The following is a 21250-nucleotide window of genomic DNA, read 5'->3' on the forward strand; positions in this document are numbered from 1 at the left end:
CGCGTCTTCGTTGCTGCCCGACTAAGCTTCGGGCACCATCCGGCACGGAGTACGGACCGGTACCGAAGGGACGCGGGGGAGGTGCTCGACGTGGTCGACGTTCTCGAAGCGATAGATGCTTCGGCCCTGCGCCGCTGGGCGTACCGCTGCGTGGATTCGCTCACCGCGCGATGCGACGAGATCAACGCACTCAACGTGTTTCCCATTCCGGACTCCGATACCGGTACCAATCTGATGTTCACCTTTCGCTCTGCAGTGGAATCGATGCGAGGGGCCGGGCCCGTCGCGGACGCGCGAGCCATCGGACGGGCACTGGCTGTGGGCGCGGTAGCGGGTGCGCGGGGCAATTCGGGAGTGATCGTCTCCCAGTTGCTGCGTGCCGTCGCCGAGGCATCCGCCGACGGTTCGCTGGACACGGTGTCGGTTCAGGCGATGCTCCGGCGAGCCCGAGTTCTGGTGTCCGACGCGGTCAGCGTTCCCGCCGAAGGCACGATGATCACCGTTCTTGCTGCCGCCGCGCACGAGGCCGCGGCACACGATTCCAACGTCAGCCTCGCCACCTTGGTCGTCGATGTCGCCGAGGCCACCGCCCGCGCTCTCGACAGCACCACCGACCAGCTGGCCGAACTGCGGGAGGCCGGGGTCGTGGACGCCGGAGCGCTCGGGCTGTCGGTGATATTCGACGCACTGGTGGAAGTGGTGACCGGACGCACGCCGCCGCGGCGGCGATACAGTCGGCCGCACGAACACGAGCGGCCGACGGTCGACACCTCGGCGAGCGGGGCGGCAGAGTGCGCGGGCGCGCCGGAATTCACGTCGGGGTCTGCGTACGGACGGCCCCTCGGGTACGAGGTGATCTATGTCGTCCACGGACTGGACGACGCGCAGGCGACGACGCTTCGGCAAGCGTTGTCGGACATCGGCGATTCGGTGGTGGTGGCAGGCGACGGTTCCGGGGCGTGGTCGGCACATGTTCACACGACCGACCCGGGCGGTGCCGTGGATCGCGGTATCGCCGCGGGAGACGTTCGCGGGGTGCGTATCTCGTGCTTCGGCCTGGCCGAGTTCGCCGGTGCCGCGAGCCTCGATACGCACGGCGGAGCGCCGCTGTCGGTGGGTCGCGATATTTTGGCGTTGGTGGCCGGTGACGGTGCCGCGGATCTCTACGTTCAGGAAGGCGCGACGGTGGTGCGGTGCGACGAGGCGATCGACTCCTCGGTGCTGCATCGCGCGATCGTCGGGATGAAGCATCGCGAGGTGTTGGTGCTGCCGAACGGGGCGTTGTCGGCGCAGGAACTGGTTGCTGTCGGCGCGGCTGCCCGAGCCGACGGTAAGGACGTGGTGATGTTGCCGTGCTCGGCGATGGTTCAAGGATTGGCCGCGCTGGCGGTTCACGATCCCGCCAGGGCAGCGGTCGACGACGCGTTCACGATGTCCGAGGCGGCAGCGGGCACCAGGTGGGGTTCTCTGCGTATCGCTCAGGTGCGGTCGCTGACGTGGGTCGGCACGTGCGAGCCGGGTGACTGCATCGGGCTGGCCGGGCAGGAGGTGGTGATCGTCGCCGCTCGTCCACTCGATGCGGGATGTCGGCTGCTCGATCAGCTCCTGGCAACCGGAGGGGAAATGGTGACCGTGCTGGTCGGGGCCCAGGCATCGGAGGACTTCGGCGCTCGACTGGCCGAGTACGTCACGGGCGCGCACCCCGGTGTCGACGTGGTGGTCTATACAGGTGGGCAGCCGGGGGATCTCGTGCAATTCGGAGTGGAATAGGGAATCTCGGACAATGGCAACGCTGGTGGACCGGCTCGACGACGTCCTCGGAGCCGCGGCGGCGACGCCGCTGGCAGACGTTTTCGGTATTCACACCGTGGAGGAGCTGCTGCGGCACTATCCGCACCGCTACATGACGCACGGTTCCGAACTCGGTGAGAAGGAGCCACCGGAGGGCGAGCACATCACCATCGTCGCCACGATCGAGTCCGCGACACTGCGTTCGATGAAGAACCGCAACGGTCAGTTCCTCGCCGTGACCCTCGCTGCCGACGGGCAGCGCATCGACGCGACCTTCTTCAGTCCGCACAAGCTCAAGCATGTTCTCGTGACCGGTCGGCGGGGAATGTTCTCGGGCAAGGTCAAGTACTTCGGCAAGCGGTGGAATCTCACGCACCCCAGCTACGTGATTCTCGGCGGCGACGGAAACGACGGTGCAGTCGTGCCTGCGGGTCGTATCGTCGGCGGAGGCACCTTGGCCGGACTTGCTCGCGGTTCGGTCGATTCCTCCGGTGCCGTCGACATGTCGGTGTTCGACCGTGCGTTCGTGCCCATCTACCCAGCGGCGAAGGACGTCGAGAGCTGGACCTTCATGCGCTGCGTGCGGCAGGTGCTCGACCAACTCGACGATGTGACCGATCCGCTGCCCGAGTCGGTGCGTGCGCAGCGTGGCCTCGTCGACATCGACACCGCACTGCGGTCGATCCATTTTCCGGAAACCGCACAGGACAAGGATTCCGCGCGTGAGCGGTTGAAATTCGACGAGGCTCTCGCCGTTCAGCTCGTTCTCGCCGACCGTCGACGCGATGCATCCACGCGGGTGGCCGCGCGATGCCCACCGATCACCGACGGTATCGCCGCGGAGTTCGATCGGCGTCTGCCGTTCGAATTGACCGCCGGTCAGCACGTGGTCGCAGCCGAGATCGCCAACGATCTGTCGGCACCACATCCGATGTCGCGACTGTTGCAGGGTGAGGTCGGCTCGGGCAAGACGATCGTCGCATTGCGGGCGATGTTGCAGGTGATCGATGCCGGACATCAGTGTGCCCTGCTGGCCCCGACGGAGGTCCTCGCGTCCCAGCATGCGCGTTCGATTCGTTCGATGCTCGGAAGCCTCGCTGCCGGAGGAGAACTCGGATCGCACGAGCTGGCGACCAAGGTCGCGTTGTTGACCGGTTCCATGTCCACCGCGGCCAAGCGGTCCGCGCTGCTCGACGCCGTCACCGGTGACGCGGGCATCGTGATCGGTACCCACGCCCTCATCGAGGACCGGGTGGAGTTCCTCGATCTCGCGATGGTCGTCGTGGACGAACAGCACAGGTTCGGCGTCGAGCAACGAGATGCATTGCGCGCGAAGGCACGCGAGAACACCAGCCCACATCTACTGGTGATGACGGCAACTCCGATTCCGCGCACCATTGCGATGTCGACGTTGGGTGACCTCGAGACGTCGGTACTGACCGAACTGCCCCGCGGCCGGTCGCCGATCGTCAGTAGCGTGGTGCCCGCCAGGAGCAAACCGGGCTGGGTCGATCGAGCGTGGCAGCGCATACGCGAGGAGGTCGCCGCCGGCCGTCAGGCCTATGTGGTGTGCTCACGGATCGGCGACGACGAGGACGCCGAGACCGGCAAGAAGGGCGCGAAGAAGAAGGCGACGTCCGAGGACGGTCCCGAGACGACGGCAGCGCTCGACCTGCACGAGGCGCTCGCCACCGGACCGCTGCACGACCTTTCGGTGGGGCTACTGCACGGACGGTTGCCGGGAGACGACAAGGACATCACCATGTCCGAGTTCAACGCCGGGGAGATCGACGTGCTGGTCTGCACCACGGTGGTCGAAGTGGGAGTGGACGTTCCGAACGCGACGGTGATGGTGATCATGGACGCCGACCGCTTCGGGGTGAGTCAGCTTCATCAGCTCCGTGGGCGCATCGGTCGAGGCGGGCACCAAGGCCTGTGCATCATGATCAGCTACCTCAGCCCGATGGGCGGATCGTTCGCCCGGCTCGAGGCGGTGGCCGCGACCAACGACGGTTTCGAGCTGGCCAAGCTGGATCTCGCCACCCGTCGAGAAGGCGACGTGCTCGGGGCGGCACAATCCGGCACGGTCAGCGGACTTCGTCTGCTCTCGTTCATCGACGACGAGGACATCATCGCCGACGCGCAGGATTGCGCTCGGTCTCTCTTCACGCTCGACCCGTCGCTGGCGAAGAACCCCGGCATCGCGTCCATGATGCGGTCGGCGTGGCGATCGGATCGAGTCGACTACCTGGAGAAGTCCTGATCGGAATCGACCGAGGAAGGCAGGAGTGGAGCCTGCAGGAACGACCCAGTAAGGCAGTAGCTACGTACTGCACCGTTTCAGTGGGCGAAATCGAGCACTTGGTCCCGCATCGTGGGATCAGTACACCTCGGGGGCTCACGCTGCCGGGTAAGTTGAGCCAATGTTCTCCAAAGTTTTGGTTGCCAACCGCGGCGAGATCGCCATCCGTGCCTTCCGTGCCTCCTACGAACTCGGTGCCTCCACCGTTGCGGTGTTCCCGTTCGAGGATCGGAACTCGGTACACCGGACCAAGGCCGACGAGGCGTATCAGATCGGGGAGAAGGGCCATCCCGTACGGGCCTATCTCTCGGTCGACGAGATCGTCGCCGCCGCGAAGCGCAGTGGTGCCGATGCGGTGTATCCCGGGTACGGATTCCTGTCCGAGAATCCCGATTTGGCCGCGGCCTGCGCCGAGGCAGGCATAACCTTCGTCGGCCCGTCCGCCGAGGTACTCGAACTGACCGGCAACAAGGCCCGTGCCATCGCGGCAGCCAAGGCCGCGGGGCTTCCGGTTCTGGCGTCGTCGGAACCGTCGTCCGATGTCGACGAGCTCGTGGCTGCGTCGGAGTCGATGACGTTCCCGCTGTTCGTCAAGGCGGTCGCCGGTGGCGGCGGTCGAGGCATGCGGCGAGTGGCCGAGCCCGAGCAGCTGCGCGAATCCATCGAAGCCGCTGCGCGCGAAGCGGAATCGGCCTTCGGTGATCCGACGGTGTTCCTCGAGCAGGCCGTGATCGATCCTCGGCACATCGAGGTTCAGATCCTCGCCGACGGCCAGGGCAACGTGGTGCACCTGTTCGAGCGTGACTGCAGCGTGCAGCGCAGGCACCAGAAGGTCATCGAGCTGGCTCCGGCTCCGAACCTTCCCCCGGGATTGCGTGAGAAGATCTGCGCCGACGCCGTCGCGTTCGCGAAGGAGATCAATTACTCGTGCGCCGGCACTGTCGAGTTTCTGCTCGACACCCGAGGCAATCACGTCTTCATCGAGATGAATCCCCGAATTCAGGTGGAGCACACCGTCACCGAAGAGGTGACCGATGTGGACCTCGTGCAGTCTCAGCTGCGAATCGCCTCGGGGGAGACGCTCGCGGATCTGGGTTTGCAGCAGGAGAACATCGTGCTGCGCGGCGCTGCCCTGCAGTGCCGCATCACCACCGAGGATCCGGCAAACGGATTTCGGCCGGACGTCGGGCGCATCACCGCGTACCGCACGCCGGGCGGTGCGGGCGTCCGCCTCGACGGTGGCACGACGTTGGGTGCGGAGGTCGGCGCGTACTTCGACTCGATGCTGGTCAAGCTCACCTGTCGAGGCCGTGACTTCGACACCGCCGTGGCACGCGCCCGACGGGCGTTGGCGGAGTTCAGAATTCGCGGTGTCGCGACGAACATTCCGTTCCTGCAGGCTGTGCTGGTCGATCCCGACTTCACCGCCGGTCGCGTCACCACGTCGTTCATCGAGGAACGCCCGGAGCTGCTCACCTCGCGGTCCTCGGGCGATCGTGGCACGAAGATTCTTGCCTACCTGGCCGACGTGACGGTCAACAAGCCGCACGGCGAGCGCCCGTCCCCGGTGTATCCGCACGACAAGCTCCCCGCGGTCGACTTCTCCGCCCCGATTCCGGATGGTTCGCGGCAGCGTCTGCTCGCACTCGGACCCGAAGGTTTCGCTCGCGATCTACGGAATCAGAAGGCCCTCGGAGTCACCGACACCACGTTCCGTGACGCGCATCAGTCCTTGCTGGCGACGCGAGTGAGGACGAGCGGACTGTTGGGCGTCGCCCCCTACGTGGCGCGCACGACGCCGCAGCTGCTCTCGATCGAGGCGTGGGGCGGTGCCACCTACGACGTGGCGCTGCGATTCCTGCACGAGGACCCGTGGGAGCGTCTGGCGAGCCTGCGAGAAGCCGTGCCCAACATCGCAATTCAGATGTTGCTGCGCGGGCGTAACACCGTCGGCTATACCCCGTATCCGGAAAAGGTGACCCGCAGCTTCGTCGCCGAGGCCACCGACACCGGTATCGACATCTTCCGTATTTTCGATGCGCTCAACAACGTCGATCAGATGCGCCCGGCCATCGATGCGGTGCGCGAGACCGGAACGGCGCTCGCCGAGGTGGCACTGAGCTACACCGGCGATCTGTCCAACCCGAACGAGAATCTCTACACCCTCGACTACTACCTGAAGTTGGCCGAGCAGATCGTCGATGCAGGCGCGCACGTGCTCGCCATCAAGGACATGGCAGGCCTGCTCCGCGCACCCGCGGCCAAGACTCTGGTGACCGCGTTGCGCTCCAATTTCGATCTGCCCGTTCATGTTCACACACACGACACACCCGGTGGACAGCTCGCCACGTACCTGGCGGCGTGGGAGGCCGGGGCCGACGCCGTCGACGGTGCCAGTGCGGCGATGGCAGGTACCACCAGTCAGCCTGCGTTGTCCGCGATCGTCGCAGCGGCCGCGCACACCGAACGCGACACCGGTCTCGATCTGCAGGCCGTCTGCGACCTCGAGCCGTACTGGGAGGCCGTGCGAAAGGTGTACGCGCCGTTCGAGTCCGGACTGCCGGCACCGACGGGCCGCGTCTACACCCACGAGATTCCCGGTGGACAGCTCTCGAACCTACGGCAGCAGGCCATTTCGCTGGGGCTCGGCGATCGGTTCGAGACCGTCGAGGCCAATTACGCTGCGGCAGACCGCATGCTCGGGCGTCTGACCAAGGTCACGCCGAGCTCGAAGGTCGTCGGCGATCTGGCGCTGGCGTTGGTCGGTGCCGGAGCCTCCGCCGAGGAATTCGCCGAGAATCCCAGTCGCTACGACATTCCCGATTCGGTGATCGGATTCCTGCGCGGCGATCTGGGCACGCCTGCAGGCGGATGGCCGGAACCCTTGCGGACCAAGGCGCTCGAAGGTCGCGGGCAGGGCAAGCCGGTGACACCGTTGACCGAGGAGGACGAGAAGAACCTCGACGGCACTTCGTCGCAGCGTCGTCACACTCTCAACCGTCTGCTGTTCCCCGGTCCCACAGCCGAACTGGCCGCTCACCGCGAGAAGTACGGCGATACCACGCGGCTGTCGGCCAACCAGTTCTTCTACGGTCTGCGACAGGGAGAAGAACATCGGGTCACCCTCGAGAAGGGTGTCGAACTGCTCATCGGGCTCGAAGCGATCTCCGATCCCGACGAGCGCGGAATGCGGACCGTGATGTGCATCCTCAACGGACAGTTGCGCCCGGTGTCCGTACGGGATCGATCGATCTCGAGCGAAGCACCGACGGTCGAGAAGGCGGACCGGTCGAATTCCGGGCACATCCCGGCACCGTTCGCCGGTGTCGTCACGCTCTCCGTCGAAGAGGGACAGAAGATCTCGGCCGGCGACACCATCGCCACGATCGAGGCGATGAAGATGGAAGCCGCGATCACCGCACCGCGGGGCGGCACGGTGACGCGTCTGGCGATTTCGGGCGTTCAGCAGGTCGAGGGCGGCGATCTGCTCGTCGTGATCGGTGGGGGGTCGACGGGCGAAGAGGCCGGCAGCGAATGACGCGGATCGTGGCGGGTGCCGCCGGGGGTAGACGATTGTCCGTCCCCGGCCAGGGCACCCGCCCTACCTCCGAACGAGTTCGGGAGGCGTTGTTCAGCTCGCTCGAGAGTCGGATGGATCTCGAGGGTGCCGCCGTGTTGGATCTGTTTGCGGGATCGGGAGCACTGGGGCTCGAGGCGCTCTCGCGTGGTGCGTCGTCCGCGCTGTTGGTCGAGTCCGACGCGCGAGCGGCAGCGGTGGTACGGCAGAACATCGCCTCGGTGGGGTTGCCCGGCGCGTCGGTCAGGTGCGCCCCGGTGGCCTCGGTGCTGGCTGGAACGCCGGATGCGGCGTTCGACCTGGTGATGGCCGACCCGCCGTATGCGGTCACCGACAGTGCGGTCGCCGATCTTCTGGACAGGCTGGTCACCGGGGGATGGCTTGCGCCCGACGCGATCGTCGTGCTCGAGCGTTCGTCGCGTTCGCCGGAGACCGAATGGCCGACCGGGCTGGTTCCGGAGAGGTCGAAGAAGTACGGGGAGAGTCGGATCGAGATCGCAGTGGCAGGAGTGGAGCCTGCGGAATGACCAGTCGGTCTGCGCTTCCGCGGCCGGCTGATAGGTTCGCGGAATGACTGGCGCACTGTGTCCTGGATCCTTCGACCCGGTGACCAACGGTCACATCGACATCTTCGAGCGGGCTGCCGCCGCGTTCGACGAGGTGGTGGTCACGGTGATGGTGAACAAGAGCAAGAAGGGCATGTTCAGCATCGACGAGCGCATCGAGATGCTCGAGGTCGCGACCGAACATCTGCCCAATGTCAGAGTGGGTTCGTGGTTCGGCCTACTGGTCGATTACGCCCGCCGAGAAGGCTTTTCGGCGATCGTCAAAGGTCTGCGCAGTGCCAACGACTTCGACTACGAGTTGCAGATGGCGCAGATGAACCGAACGTTGACGGGTGTGGACACGCTGTTCCTGCCGGCCAACCCCGCGCACAGCTTCCTGTCCAGCTCGTTGATCAAAGAGGTCGCGACGTTCGGGGGAGACGTGACCGGGATGCTCCCGAGTTTCGTCCAGGATCGTCTGATGTCCCGAATCGCAGAGCGTGCTGCAGACTAGTTCGTAGAGCGACACACCGGGCCGGTATAGCGCAGACGCCCGCATCGGCGGGCAGACTGAGCAGCGCAGCACTGTGCGTGAAGACCGCGCGGCGGACGACATGAGCAGTGGCAGATTCGACGATTGGGGTAACCGGTGTACCGCGTATTCGAGGCGCTCGACGAGCTCGTCGCCATTGTCGAGGAGGCGCGCGGCGTTCCGATGACTGCCGGGTGCGTCGTCCCCCGTGGCGATGTTCTCGAACTGCTCGACGATGTCAGAGACGCCATTCCCGGCGAGCTCGACGACGCGCAGGACGTTCTGGATCATCGTGACAAGCTCGTCGGCGACGCCAGGGCCACGGCGGAGAAGACCGTCAGCACGGCCAATGCCGAGGCCCAGGACACCGTCGAGAACGCTCGTGATTCGGCAGATCGCATTCTCGCCGACGCCAAGGCGCAGGCCGATCGCATGGTGTCCGAGGCATCTGCGCATGCCGAGCAACTCGTGGCCGATGCCGAGGCAGAAGCCGAGCGGACGGTGCTCGAAGGCCAGCGCGAGTACGAGGCGCTGACCGTTCGCGCCCGCACCGAGGCCGACCGCATGATCGAGTCCGGCACCGCGTCGTACGAGCGGTCGGTCGCCGACGGCACTGCCGAGCAGAACCGACTCGTCTCGGAAACCGAAGTGGTCCAGGCGGCTCATGCCGAGTCGGCTCGGGTGATCGACAGTGCCCACGCCGAGTCCGATCGGATGCGCAGCGAATGCGACGTGTACGTCGACACCAAGCTCGCGGAGTTCGAGGAGTTCCTCAGCGGCACCATTCGATCGGTCGGTCGTGGGCGTCAACAGCTCAGGACCGGTTCGGGCGTACCTGAATACGGCAGCGAGCCCTACGGTGAGCACACGTACGGCAGCCAGGACCAGGGGCGTCGCAGCAGGCACTGAGCGGTGGCGATTTGCCCTCGTATGCACGCGTGCGTATCGTTGTGGGGTTGCTTACCGACAGTAGGCACACCGACAGTAAGGAAGAACAGCCGTGCCCCCGCCCAAGAGAACGACTCGTCCTGAATTGGACAACGGATTCGTTCTGGACATTCTCAACCTCGGTCGTCGACCCGGGTCGACGAAGGCCATCGAGCGGACGGTTCCGGCTCCTTCCCGAATCGGCCTCGATGCCATTGCCATCGAAGCCGGTGTTCCGGTCTCGCTCGATCTGCAGTTGCAGGCGGTCTCGGAAGGCGTTCTCGTCACCGGGTCCGTTCGAGCTGTCACTGCCGGAGAGTGCACGCGGTGCCTCGATCCGGTGAGTGGCAACGTCGACGTCTACCTCACCGAGTTGTTCGCTTACCCGAACAGCATCACCGAGGAGACCACCGATGCGGACGAGATTCACCGCATCGCCGACGACCTGATAGATCTCGAACCCGTCATTGTCGATGCGGTCGGTCTGGAGCTTCCGCTCCATCCCGTGTGCAGTGACGAGTGCGAGGGATTGTGCCCAGAATGCGGCGTTCGCCTGGCGATTGCTGAATCCGGCCACAGTCACGATACAATTGATCCTCGCTGGGCTGGTCTTGCAGCCAAATTTGGCGTGGATCCAGAACCGAGCACAGAACTTGTGAACAACGAAGCCGAGGAGAAGTAAGTGGCTGTCCCGAAGCGCAAAATGTCGCGTTCCAACACGAGGTCGCGTCGTGCACAGTGGAAAACCACTGCGCCCACCCTCGTGACGTGCCCCAACCGTGGTTGCGGCGAGAAGACGCTGCCCCACATCGCGTGCCCCTCGTGCGGCACCTACAAGGGCCGCCAGGTCGTCGCAGCGGTCTGATTTCCGCTTACGTGACCAACGAAGTAGTGGACCGCCGCAGCGGCGGTTCGCAGAAGAATAGCTCCACTGCCGTCAGCGGCGGGGACGACCGAGAGTCGCTCCTCGCCGCTATCGGTGTCTCCCTGTCCGAACCCCTGTTGACGTTGGCTCTGACGCATCGATCGTTCGCGTACGAGCACGGTGGTCTACCGACCAACGAGCGCCTCGAGTTCCTGGGCGATTCGGTACTCGGGCTGGCCGTCACCGAGCATCTCTACGCGGTGCACCCCACCAAGTCCGAGGGCCAGCTCGCCAAGATCAGGGCGAGTGTGGTCAACATGCATGCTCTGGCAGAGGTGGCCCGTGGTCTCGGCGACGGCGGACTCGGTCGTCACCTGCTGCTGGGTAAGGGCGAGGAACAAACCGGTGGACGCGACAAGCCGAGCATCCTCGCCGACGGCATGGAGTCGATGCTCGGAGCAATCCACTTGCAACACGGCATCGACGTTGCGCGCACCGTGGTTCTGACCCTCTTTGCCGGCCTTCTCGATCGGGCCCCCAAGCTCGGGGCAGGCCTGGATTGGAAGACGAGTCTGCAGGAGTTGACTGCAGAACGTGCACTCGGCGTCCCCGCGTACGAGATCTCGTCCACCGGTCCCGATCACGACAAGGAATTCACCGCGACCGTCCTGGTCGGCGGATTCCCGCGCGGCGTCGGTATCGGTCGGTCGAAGAAGGAAGCCGAGCAGAAGGCTGCCAGCTTGGCGTGGAATGCGCTGTCGGACAACGACACTGCGGTTCCTGTCGAGCCCGTGTCAGACCCTTCCTGATGCCCGAGCTACCCGAGGTCGAGGTCGTCAGGCTCGGTTTGGAAGCTCACGTCGTCGGCAAGGCGATGCGGTCGGTCGAGGTACTGCATCCCCGCGCCGTCCGGCGACACGATCTCGGCGGCCTCGATTTGATCGGCCAGTTGCGAGGTCAGCGTATCTCTTCCGCTCAGCGGCGCGGTAAGTACCTGTGGCTGGTGATGGAGCCCGGCGACTTCGCGACCGTCGTGCACCTGGGTATGAGCGGGCAGATGCTCGTGCAGCCGCCGTCCGCGCCGGACGAGAAACACCTGCGGATTCGCGCTCGACTCGACGACGGCACCGATCTGCGGTTCGTCGATCAGCGGACGTTCGGAGGCTGGGCGCTCGCCCCGATCGTCACGGTTGACGGCACACCGGTACCCGAACCGGTCGCACACATCGCCCGTGACCCGATCGATTCGCTGTTCGACGCCGAGTCGGTAGTGACCGTGCTGCGCGGCAAGCACACCGAGATCAAGCGGGCACTGCTCGATCAGACCGTGCTCTCGGGCGTGGGCAACATCTATGCCGACGAGGCCCTGTGGCGCGCGAAGATTCACGGCAACCGAATTGCGGAGACTCTGACGCGGCCGGCACTGCGACGACTGCTCACTGCGGTCCACGCCGTGATGGGCGAGGCCCTGGCGCAGGGCGGAACCTCGTTCGACGCGTTGTACGTCAACGTCAACGGACAATCCGGCTACTTCGATCGATCGCTCGACGCCTACGGCCAGGAGGGCCTGCCCTGCTCGCGGTGCGGGGCCCCGATCAGGCGCGAGAAGTTCATGAATCGCTCGTCGTTCAGCTGCCCCACCTGCCAACCGCGACCCCGACACATGCGCAGCCGACAGTGAACAGGGCATTCCGCGGGCTCCACCCCTGAAGAGCCCGCCTAGTATTTCCGTCATGGCAGAACAGAGCACGCCGACCAACCTCTGGGTCGAGCGCACAGGCACCCGTCGCTACACCGGTCGCAGCTCGCGAGGAGCCGAGGTGCTCATCGGGTCCGAGTCCGTGGAGGGTGTCTTCACCCCTGGTGAGCTGCTCAAGATCGCGCTCGCCGCATGCACGGGCATGAGCTCGGACCTACCGCTCTCGCGTCGACTGGGCGAGGACTACTCCGCCACCGTCGAGGTCTCCGGCACCGCGGATCGAGAGAACGAGCGGTACCCGGAACTGAACGAAATCCTCCGCGTCGACCTCAGCGAGATGGACCCCGAGGCGCAGCAGCGTCTGCTCACCGTCGTCGAGCGCGCCATCGACAAGGTGTGCACCGTGGGGCGGACACTGAAGGCCGGCACGAAAGTCACCTTGGACATCGACGTGGACGCCTGATGAAAGCCGGTGCGGCCGTGGTCGTCGTGGGTCTGATCCTCGGCGTGACGACCGCCCTGGCTCCCACCGCGGAGGCGTCGGGCACCTGCAGTCCGTGGACGGTGAGCACGGTGGCGTCGGGATTCGGGATGCCCGAGAACCTCGAGTTCGACGGCCGAGGTTCGATGATCGTGTCCGAGACCTCTCCTGTAGGGCCGGGTGCCCTGCGGACCGCCGGGCCGAACGGAGACCGAGGCACCCTCCTGCCCGACGTCGAATCGCCGGGCGGACTGGTCACCGATGGTGACACCCTGTATTTCACGACCGGGAACAGTGCTGCCGCAGGGCTGTTCGATACTCGGACCGGGACGGTCGACACGATAGATCTCCGTACGGGGGTTCGGTCGACGTACGCCTCGGGGCTCACGATGCCCAACGGGCTGGCTCGATCGGAGACGGGTGAGCTGTTCACCACCCGTAACCTGGGTGCCGGGGCCGGCCTGACTCGTATAGGGACCGATCGCACCGTATCGACGGTCCGTACCGACCTCGGTTCGGCCAACGGTATCGGTATCGGACAGGGAAATCTGTACGTGGCCAACACGTTCGATCCGCAGACGACGCTCACCGTGCTCGACGAGAACAATCCGTCCGGACCGACCGCGAGCATCCGCATCGACGGCATCGGACCACTCACGATGTCGGACGATCTGACCGTGGGCGACGACGGAATGATCTATCTCGCACAGAATCTCGCCGGCAGGGTGGTCCGGATCGATCCGACGTCCGGATCGACCTGCGTGATTGCGACCGGTGTTCCGCTGACCTCCTCGGTCGCGTTCGGCGGTGCCGGTTTCGACGCGAAAGCGTTGTACGTCAGCAGTTTCGACGGATCCGTCCGAAAGGTGGCTCGACCGTGAGCGATGAACGGCTGACTGCCTGGGTGCACGGCCTGGTTCAGGGCGTCGGCTTCCGGTGGTGGACCAGGTCGCGCGCACTCGAACTGGGGTTGGTCGGTCACGCGACCAACCACGCGGACGGTCGGGTCCTGGTGATCGCTGAGGGCCCACATGAGCCACTGCAGGCATTGCTCGACGCGCTCCGAGGAGGCGGCACTCCTGGCACGGTCACGCTCGTGGTGGAGAGTTGGGACCCCGCCCGCGGCGATCTGACGGGTTTCGTCGAGCGCTGAGCGGTGATCGTTGCGGGAGGCTCGGCGCACTACGCGCATCACGGCCGGTAAAGTACGGACGCTATGTATCTCAAGAGTCTGACGCTCAAGGGCTTCAAGTCCTTTGCTTCGGCGACGACTCTTCGTTTCGAGCCCGGAATCACCTGCGTGGTCGGGCCGAACGGCTCCGGTAAATCCAACGTCGTGGACGCTCTGACCTGGGTGATGGGGGAGCAGGGAGCCAAGGCGTTGCGCGGCGGGAAGATGGAAGACGTCATCTTCGCGGGCACCTCGGGCCGAGCCCCGCTCGGCCGCGCCGAGGTGACTCTGACCATCGACAACTCCGACGGTGCGCTGCCGATCGACTACTCCGAGGTCTCGATCACCCGACGCATGTTCCGCGACGGTGCGGGGGAGTACGAGATCAACGGCAGCTCGTGCCGGTTGATGGACGTCCAGGAACTGCTCAGCGACTCCGGTATCGGGCGCGAGATGCACGTGATCGTGGGGCAGGGCCGGCTGGCCGCGATACTGGAATCGCGTCCGGAGGATCGGCGAGCCTTCATTGAGGAAGCTGCCGGGGTGCTCAAGCATCGAAAGCGCAAGGAGAAGGCCGTCCGCAAGCTCGATGCGATGCAGGCCAATCTCGCTCGGTTGACGGACCTCACGACCGAGCTGCGCCGGCAACTCAAGCCACTCGGTAGGCAGGCCGAGGTTGCGCGTCGTGCGCAGACCGTCCAGGCCGACCTGCGCGATGCCCGGTTGCGACTGGTGGCCGACGATCTCGTGGCCAGACGCGAAGAATTCGCCAACCAGACCCAGGACGAGGAAGCCGCGCGCGAGCAGTACGCGATGGTGCAGGACGCACTCGAAGCAGGCTCGGTGGCGCTCGGCGAACACGAGCAGGCCGTCGCCCGGCTCACCCCGAGCGCCGAGGCCGCCGGCCAGACGTGGTTTCGCCTGTCGGCCCTGGCCGAACGCGTCAATGCGACGGTGCGCATCGCACACGAGCGGGCCCGGCACCTCGACTCCGTTCAGTCCACCGGTCGGGGACAGGACCCGGACGAGCTCGAAGCACAGGCCGAGCGGGTCGCCGAGGAAGAGATGGAACTCATCGAAGCCGTCGAGATGGCACGTGAGACTCTCGAGGCAGCACGCGAACAGCTGGCCGAGCGCGAAGCTGCTGCATCGGCCGCCGAGCGCGCTCACCTCGCCGCTGTTCGGGCAGTGGCCGACCGCCGCGAAGGTTTCGCGCGCCTGTCCGGCCGAGTCGATACCTTCCGAACCAAGGTCGAGTCGATCGACGCCGAGGTGGCGCGGCTGTCGGTGGCCATCGACGAGGCCCGAGAACGCGGCGAGTCGGCCCAACGGGAATTCGAGAGCGTGCAGGATCAGATCGGCACCCTCGACGCGAGCGAACTGAGCCTCGACACGCACTACGAACGCGCCGTCGCCGCATTGCGCCATGCCGACGCGCGAGTGACGGAGCTGCAGGCCGAGGAGCGCATCGCGGGCAAGCGGGTGGCGTCGTTCGAGGCCAGGATCGAGGCACTCACGATGGGCCTCGAGCGCAAGGACGGTGCCGGATGGCTGGTGGAGAACCAGCAGCACGGTCTGTCGGGTCTGCTCGCAGGCCATCTCACCGTCGAACCCGGATACGAGATCGCGGTTGCAGTGGCCATGGGACCGGCCGCCGATGCCGCCCACGCCGAATCGTTCGACGCCGCGCGCGATGCCGTACTTGCACTGCGCGCTGCCGACGGTGGCCGCGCATCCATCGTGCACAGCAGTACCGTTGTGGCGCAACCGGTTCGGCGTCCGGAACTGCCGGGCGGTGCTCGATGGGTGTTGGACCTGATCGACTATCCGGATCGCTTGGCCGGAGCGATGGCGGCATTGCTCGACGGCGTGGTTGCCGTCGATTCGCTCGACGCCGCACACCGGCTCGTTTCCGATCTCGGTGAGCTGCGCGCGGTGACCAAGGACGGCGATGTCGTCGAACCCGGTTGGGTGACAGGCGGATCGGACCGTCGGCCGAGCACGCTGGAAGTGCAGTCGGCAATCGATACCTCCACTGTGGAGTTGGCGGCGGCTGTGCGCCGTGCCGAGGAACTCGATGCAGCGCTCTCGGGAGCCCTGGCGGAGCAACGGGACAGGCGCGAATCCGCTGAGCAAGCGCTCGCGGCGCTCAACGAATCCGACGCTGCGATGGCCGCGGTGTACGAGCAGTTGGGCCGGTTGGGTCAGCTGGCGCGCTCCGCGCACGCGGAGTCCGCGCGTTTGACCACGCAGCGCAGCTCCGCCGAAGCCAGCCGGGAAGAAGCCATCGCGCGTCTGGCCGAGCTCGAGGACAACCTGCGGTCGGCCGAGGACGAACAATCCGGTTTCGCAGGAGACGGCGAGAACGGTGATGCGGCAACCACCATGGAGCGAGAGATGGCCGCAGCCGCCCTCACCGAGGTGCGCGCGGTGGAGGTCGAAGCACGGCTGAACGTACGGACCGCCGAGGAACGTGCCCAGTCGGTGCGCGGCCGGGCGGATTCGCTGCGCCGGGCGGCACGAGCCGAACGCGAAGCCAGGGCGCGAGCCGAACGGGAGAGCGCCGCCCGTCGGCACGCGGCGGCGGTAGCAGCGGCGGTCGGGCAATCGGGCGAGGACGTCGCTGCGCGACTGGCCACGGTCGTTGCTGCCGCCGCACGGAGGCGAGACGAGCTCTCGGCCGAACGAGCAACGCGCACAATCGAACTCGGCAAGGTTAAGGAGCAGGTGCGAGCGCTGCAGGGGCAGCTGGCGTCGATCACCGACGCCGTCCACCGAGACGAGGTCGCCCGCGCGCAGGCCGCGCTGCGGATCGAGCAACTCGAGACGACCATTCTCGAACAGCACGGCATCGGCCTGGACGATCTGGTGGCCGAATACGGACCCGACGTGGCGTTGCCGCCCACCGAACTCGAAATGGCCGAGTACGAGGCGGCCAAGGAGCGCGGTGAACAGGTGGTGGCCCCGGCACCCATGCCCTTCGATCGTGCCGCTCAGGAGCAGCGTGCCAAACGCGCCGAGCGTGACCTCGCCACCCTCGGCAAGGTCAATCCGTTGGCACTCGAAGAATTCGCGGCCCTCGAGGAGCGTTACAACTTTTTGTCCACTCAGCTCGAAGACGTCAAATCCGCGCGCAAGGACCTGCTGGGTGTGGTGGCCGATGTCGATGATCGCATCCTGCAGGTCTTCACCGAGGCCTGGATCGACGTCGAACGAGAATTCACCGGAGTGTTCGCCAAACTCTTCCCCGGCGGCGAAGGACGACTGATCCTGACCGATCCCACGGACATGCTCACCACCGGAATCGAGGTCGAGGCACGACCACCGGGCAAGAAGGTCAAGCGGCTCTCACTGCTCTCCGGTGGCGAGAAATCGCTGACCGCGGTGGCCATGCTCGTGGCCATCTTCCGGGCGAGGCCGTCACCGTTCTACGTCATGGACGAGGTCGAGGCAGCACTGGACGACACCAACCTGCGTCGACTCATCGGCCTGTTCGAGCAGCTCCGCGAGAAGTCACAGCTGATCGTCATCACGCACCAGAAGCCGACGATGGAAGTGGCGGACGCACTGTACGGCGTCAGCATGCGCGGCGACGGCATCACCACGGTCATCTCGCAGCGCCTGAACCGACAACGCGTGGCGGTAGATGCGACCGAGCCGGATGCCGATCCCGTCGTCGAACCCGACACGGTCGCCTGACATCTCGAAGCTACGGGCCTACTGCTTCGGATAGAGCTGCTCGGCGTAGGACGGCCCGTAGTAGTCGCGTAGTTCATCGACGGTCTCGGGTGCCTGCGGAATCATGGCCTTCGTCAGTGTCGCAACGTCCGGAACGGCCTCGGCATCCCAGGTCTCCGGCTGCCACAGCTTCGAGCGCATGAACGCCTTGGCGCAGTGATGAAACACCTGTTCGATGTTCACCACCACGCACATGATCGGGCGGTGCCCCTTGACCTGTAGCTCGTCGAAGAACGGCGCATCGGTGACCAGCGAGGCGCGACCGTTGATGCGGAGAGTGTCGCCGCGGCCGGGTACGAAGAAGTTGAGTCCCACGAACGGATTCTCGAGGATGTTGCGGTAGCCGTCCATCCGACGGTTTCCCGGCCGTTCGGCCAGAGCGATCGTGGTGTCGTCGAGAACATGAACCAGGCTGCCGGGCGGGTCACCTTTGGGGGAGACGTCGCATCGTCCACTCGCGTCGGACGTCCCCATGAGGCAGAACGGGGAGGAGGCGAGCCATCGGACATCGAGCGGATGCAACGAGCGTCGATCCTTGTTGGCGGCGCGGAAGCTCGGCTCGCCGAACATCTCGGTCAAGCGGTCGACGTCGGTCACCGTGGTCCACTTCATGACTTCAGATGCTATCCACCCGGTCGCCGAACGCGACAGCGTATTTCGCGGTCAGTGCACCACCGGTGACGAACCGCCGTGTTCGCCTGAGAGGATGTCCTACGTGAGTAACCAAGCGTGGATCATCGTCGCGGCGATCGCTGCTGTCCTGCTCGTCGTCCTCGTCGTCGGGCTGGTGCTCTCCCGTCGCCGAAGAGTGTCGCTGAAGTCGGACGAGGCAGCGAAAATCGAGGACGCTGCCACCAAGGACAGATCCGGTGGCTACACCGCTGGAAGCGGTTTCTCCTTCAGCCAGGGAACGGCGACGGCCGAGCCCGTCGTCCGGCCGACCCAGAAGCCTGAGTCTCCCAAGCCTGAGTCTCCCAAGCCGGAGTCTCCCAAGGCGGAGCCCTCGAGGCCAGAGCCCGCCGAGACCACTCCTGTCGAACCGCCGCCGGTCGAGCCAGAGACGGTCGAACCCGAGGTGCCGGTTGTCGAGCCTGTGGTGCCCGAACCCGAGGTGCCGGTTGTCGAGCCTGTGGTGCCCGAACCCAAGGCCGCACCGGAACCCGTCCCGGACACCGAGGCTCCTGCTCCTCGACTGGACACCATCGATCCGACCGAGGGCAGGCTCGACCGTTTGCGTGGCCGCTTGGCCCGGTCACAGTCGGCAGTGGGCAAGAGTCTGCTCGGGTTGCTCGGCGGCGGAGATCTGGACGAGGACTCCTGGGAAGAGGTCGAGGACACTCTGCTGATTGCCGACATCGGTTCGGCCACCACCGCGGAGATCATGCGGAGCCTGCGGGAGCAGATGGCTGCCCGCAGTATTCGCACCGAAGCCGATGCAAGGGCTCTGCTCCGCGAGATCCTGGTAGCGCAGTTGCACCCCGAGTTCGATCGCTCGATTCGTGCCCTTCCGCACGACGGCGCACCCGCCGTGCTGCTGGTGGTCGGCGTCAACGGCACCGGCAAGACCACGACCACCGGCAAGCTCGCTCGTGTGCTGGTCGCGGACGGCCGACGGGTGTTGCTCGGTGCCGCCGACACGTTCCGCGCCGCTGCCGCGGACCAGCTGCAGACCTGGGCCGAGCGGGTCGGTGCCGAGGTGGTGCGCGGCAAGGAGGCCGCAGATCCGGCCGCCGTCGCCTTCGATGCGGTGAGCAAGGGAATCGAGAACGGCGTCGACGTGGTTCTGATCGACACCGCGGGGCGGTTGCACACGAAATCGGGCCTGATGGACGAACTGAGCAAGGTCAAGCGAGTCATCGAGAAACGGGCTCACGTCGACGACGTTCTGCTCGTTCTCGACGCAACCGTGGGCCAGAACGGACTGACACAGGCCCGTGTCTTCGCCGAAATCGTGAACATCACGGGAGTCGTGCTGACCAAGCTCGACGGAACCGCGAAGGGTGGCATCGTTTTTCAGGTGCAACGCGAACTCGGAGTACCCGTCAAGCTCGTCGGTCTGGGCGAAGGTGCCGACGATTTGGCACCTTTCGAGCCGGGCGCATTCGTGGACGCTCTGCTCGGCTGAACTCCGTCATCGGACAGCCCGGGAACCGGGTGAAAAGCACAAACGCCAGCACGAAACCTTTTTGCAACAGAATTCGGTCATGCGTTCACATGTCCGAAACACGCGAGTGTCACGGATGAAACCTGATGAAACCACTCTTCTTGCGTAACGGCGCGCCAACCGGTGTGCAGGAGAATGGAGGGTGTACGTGAGTCCCGAGGATATGTTGGCCAACTCCGGCAACGCCGCGTGGATGCTGATCGCAGCATCACTGGTACTGCTGATGACGCCGGGCTTGGCGTTCTTCTACGGCGGTATGTCGCAGTCGAAGTCCGTGTTGAACATGATGATGATGTCGTTCGGAGCCATGGCCGTCGTCTCGATCGTCTACGTCCTGTGGGGCTGGTCGATGTCCTACGGCACCCAGGACATCGGCGGCGTCTTCGCCAACCCGTTCGAGTTCTTCGGGCTGAAGGATTCGATCACCGACGCGGACGGCAACTACATCGCCGGCGCATGGGGCTACGCCAACGTCATCGACGTGGCATTCCAGGTCACCTTCGCGATCATCACGGTTGCGCTGATCAGCGGCTCGATCGCAGGCCGAGTCAAGTACGGCACCTGGCTCGCCTTCGCCGGAATCTGGGTCACCCTCGCGTACTTCCCGCTGGCACACATGGTTTGGGGCGGCGGACTGCTCTCGGGCTCCGAGAAGGGCTTGGCGGCAAAGATTTTCGGAACGATGGTCAACGACGACGGTGACACCGTCGCGAACGTTGCTCCGATCGACTTCGCCGGCGGAACCGTCGTGCACATCAATGCCGGTATCGCAGGCCTGATTCTCGCAATCATCATCGGCAAGCGTGCAGGCTTCGGCAAGGTCGCCTACCGCCCGCACAACCTTCCGTTCGTCATGCTCGGCGCAGCACTGCTGTGGTTCGGCTGGTTCGGGTTCAACGCGGGCTCCGCTTTCGCGGCCGACGGCATCGCCGGACTCGCCTGGGTCAACACCACCGCGGCAACCGCGGCCGCCATCGCGGGCTGGCTCATCACCGAGCGCATTCGTGACGGACACGCCACCAGCCTCGGCGCTGCCTCGGGCATCGTCGCGGGTCTCGTCGCCATCACCCCGGCCGCCGGTGCCCTCACTCCGGTCGGTGCAATGATCCTCGGCGTCATCGCCGGTGTGCTGTCCGCACTCGCCGTCGGCCTGAAGTTCAAGTTCGGCTACGACGATTCGCTCGACGTCGTGGGTGTCCACCTGGTCGCAGGGCTCTGGGGAACGATCGGAATCGGCTTCCTCGGCTCCACCACCGGCCTGTTCTACGGCGGAGACTACAAGCAGCTCGTCGTGCAGATCGTCATCGCGCTGTTCGCACTCGTCTTCACCGCCATCGTCACCGCGGTCATCGCGTTCGCGCTCAAGCCACTGGGCTGGCGGGTATCGGCCGAGGAAGAGGCGAACGGCATCGACGAAGCCGAGCACGCCGAGACTGCATATGATTTCGCCTGACAAGG

General features: G+C 65.6%; 17 protein-coding genes. 16 read left to right on the plus strand and 1 reads right to left on the minus strand.

The window, feature by feature from the left end; translation table 11 throughout:
* Nucleotides 1–90 precede the first annotated feature (90 nt).
* The 14 genes from ACNEOT_RS13045 to smc all read left to right on the plus strand — a co-directional run bounded on the left by ACNEOT_RS13045 (nt 91) and on the right by smc (nt 17589).
* Nucleotides 91–1770, plus strand: coding sequence for a DAK2 domain-containing protein (locus ACNEOT_RS13045; RefSeq protein WP_415974451.1), 1680 nt, complete (start codon nt 91–93; stop codon nt 1768–1770).
* A 13-nt stretch (nt 1771–1783) separates the two neighbouring features.
* On the plus strand, nt 1784–4054 hold the full coding sequence (gene recG / locus ACNEOT_RS13050; RefSeq protein ID WP_415974452.1) for an ATP-dependent DNA helicase RecG: 2271 nt from the start codon (nt 1784–1786) through the stop codon (nt 4052–4054).
* A gap of 160 nt (nt 4055–4214) precedes the next feature.
* Nucleotides 4215–7631 carry a pyruvate carboxylase gene (locus ACNEOT_RS13055; protein WP_415974453.1) on the plus strand — a complete coding sequence of 1139 codons (3417 nt, stop codon included), beginning with the start codon at nt 4215–4217 and terminating at the stop codon, nt 7629–7631.
* Nucleotides 7628–8197: a 16S rRNA (guanine(966)-N(2))-methyltransferase RsmD gene (gene rsmD / locus ACNEOT_RS13060; protein WP_415974454.1), complete on the plus strand. Its 570-nt coding sequence runs from the start codon at nt 7628–7630 to the stop codon at nt 8195–8197. Before ACNEOT_RS13055 ends, rsmD begins: the two co-directional genes overlap by 4 nt.
* 43 nt (nt 8198–8240) lie before the next feature.
* Entirely contained in the window at nt 8241–8729 is a 489-nt protein-coding gene (gene coaD / locus ACNEOT_RS13065; protein WP_415974455.1) for a pantetheine-phosphate adenylyltransferase, read from the plus strand.
* A 135-nt stretch (nt 8730–8864) separates the two neighbouring features.
* Complete coding sequence (locus tag ACNEOT_RS13070; protein WP_415974456.1) at nt 8865–9656, plus strand: DivIVA domain-containing protein; 792 nt, start codon at nt 8865–8867, stop codon at nt 9654–9656.
* A gap of 91 nt (nt 9657–9747) precedes the next feature.
* The gene (locus tag ACNEOT_RS13075; protein ID WP_415974457.1) at nt 9748–10356 is read left to right on the plus strand and encodes a YceD family protein; all 609 of its coding nucleotides are present in this window, start codon (nt 9748–9750) and stop codon (nt 10354–10356) included.
* Nucleotides 10357–10539 (plus strand): 50S ribosomal protein L32, encoded by a 183-nt coding sequence (gene rpmF, locus ACNEOT_RS13080; protein WP_032397784.1) that lies wholly within the window; start codon nt 10357–10359, stop codon nt 10537–10539.
* 26 nt (nt 10540–10565) lie between these two features.
* The gene (gene rnc, locus ACNEOT_RS13085; protein WP_415975138.1) at nt 10566–11348 is read left to right on the plus strand and encodes a ribonuclease III; all 783 of its coding nucleotides are present in this window, start codon (nt 10566–10568) and stop codon (nt 11346–11348) included.
* A complete protein-coding gene (gene mutM / locus ACNEOT_RS13090; protein ID WP_415974458.1) occupies nt 11348–12220 on the plus strand; it encodes a bifunctional DNA-formamidopyrimidine glycosylase/DNA-(apurinic or apyrimidinic site) lyase in 873 nt (290 codons plus the stop codon). Before rnc ends, mutM begins: the two co-directional genes overlap by 1 nt.
* Before the next feature lie 52 nt (nt 12221–12272).
* Nucleotides 12273–12701 carry an OsmC family protein gene (locus ACNEOT_RS13095; protein WP_415974459.1) on the plus strand — a complete coding sequence of 143 codons (429 nt, stop codon included), beginning with the start codon at nt 12273–12275 and terminating at the stop codon, nt 12699–12701.
* Entirely contained in the window at nt 12701–13600 is a 900-nt protein-coding gene (locus ACNEOT_RS13100) for an SMP-30/gluconolactonase/LRE family protein (protein ID WP_415974460.1), read from the plus strand. Before ACNEOT_RS13095 ends, ACNEOT_RS13100 begins: the two co-directional genes overlap by 1 nt.
* Nucleotides 13597–13872, plus strand: coding sequence for an acylphosphatase (locus ACNEOT_RS13105; protein ID WP_415974461.1), 276 nt, complete (start codon nt 13597–13599; stop codon nt 13870–13872). The genes ACNEOT_RS13100 and ACNEOT_RS13105 overlap by 4 nt, the downstream gene beginning before the upstream one ends.
* Before the next feature lie 63 nt (nt 13873–13935).
* Nucleotides 13936–17589 (plus strand): chromosome segregation protein SMC, encoded by a 3654-nt coding sequence (smc, locus tag ACNEOT_RS13110; RefSeq protein ID WP_415974462.1) that lies wholly within the window; start codon nt 13936–13938, stop codon nt 17587–17589.
* Nucleotides 17590–17607: 18 nt separating this feature from the next.
* Here the strand turns inward: smc and ACNEOT_RS13115 are convergent, their stop codons facing one another.
* The gene (locus tag ACNEOT_RS13115) at nt 17608–18240 is read right to left on the minus strand and encodes an MSMEG_1061 family FMN-dependent PPOX-type flavoprotein (protein ID WP_415974463.1); all 633 of its coding nucleotides are present in this window, start codon (nt 18238–18240) and stop codon (nt 17608–17610) included.
* Nucleotides 18241–18334: 94 nt separating this feature from the next.
* Here ACNEOT_RS13115 and ftsY point away from each other — a divergent pair, with 94 nt between their 5' ends.
* Together ftsY and ACNEOT_RS13125 are read left to right on the plus strand one after the other, a co-directional pair.
* Nucleotides 18335–19753 (plus strand): signal recognition particle-docking protein FtsY, encoded by a 1419-nt coding sequence (ftsY, locus tag ACNEOT_RS13120; protein WP_415974464.1) that lies wholly within the window; start codon nt 18335–18337, stop codon nt 19751–19753.
* Between the two features lie 187 nt (nt 19754–19940).
* The gene (locus ACNEOT_RS13125; protein WP_415974465.1) at nt 19941–21245 is read left to right on the plus strand and encodes an ammonium transporter; all 1305 of its coding nucleotides are present in this window, start codon (nt 19941–19943) and stop codon (nt 21243–21245) included.
* Nucleotides 21246–21250: the final 5 nt, after the last annotated feature.

Origin of the sequence: Rhodococcus sp. 077-4 (assembly GCF_047782425.1) — a bacterium.
In the GTDB taxonomy this organism is placed as follows: domain Bacteria; phylum Actinomycetota; class Actinomycetes; order Mycobacteriales; family Mycobacteriaceae; genus Rhodococcoides.

What these genes read in the sequence shown, in the direction of transcription:
- recG (WP_415974452.1), top strand. Translation starts at nt 1,784, where the DNA reads ATGGCAACGCTGGTGGACCGGCTCGACGACGTCCTCGGAGCCGCGGCG.
- ACNEOT_RS13055 (WP_415974453.1), top strand. Translation starts at nt 4,215, where the DNA reads ATGTTCTCCAAAGTTTTGGTTGCCAACCGCGGCGAGATCGCCATCCGT.
- rsmD (WP_415974454.1), top strand. Translation starts at nt 7,628, where the DNA reads ATGACGCGGATCGTGGCGGGTGCCGCCGGGGGTAGACGATTGTCCGTC.
- coaD (WP_415974455.1), top strand. Translation starts at nt 8,241, where the DNA reads ATGACTGGCGCACTGTGTCCTGGATCCTTCGACCCGGTGACCAACGGT.
- mutM (WP_415974458.1), top strand. Translation starts at nt 11,348, where the DNA reads ATGCCCGAGCTACCCGAGGTCGAGGTCGTCAGGCTCGGTTTGGAAGCT.
- ACNEOT_RS13095 (WP_415974459.1), top strand. Translation starts at nt 12,273, where the DNA reads ATGGCAGAACAGAGCACGCCGACCAACCTCTGGGTCGAGCGCACAGGC.
- ACNEOT_RS13100 (WP_415974460.1), top strand. Translation starts at nt 12,701, where the DNA reads ATGAAAGCCGGTGCGGCCGTGGTCGTCGTGGGTCTGATCCTCGGCGTG.
- smc (WP_415974462.1), top strand. Translation starts at nt 13,936, where the DNA reads ATGTATCTCAAGAGTCTGACGCTCAAGGGCTTCAAGTCCTTTGCTTCG.
- ACNEOT_RS13115 (WP_415974463.1), bottom strand. Translation starts at nt 18,240, where the DNA reads ATGAAGTGGACCACGGTGACCGACGTCGACCGCTTGACCGAGATGTTC.
- ftsY (WP_415974464.1), top strand. Translation starts at nt 18,335, where the DNA reads ATGTCCTACGTGAGTAACCAAGCGTGGATCATCGTCGCGGCGATCGCT.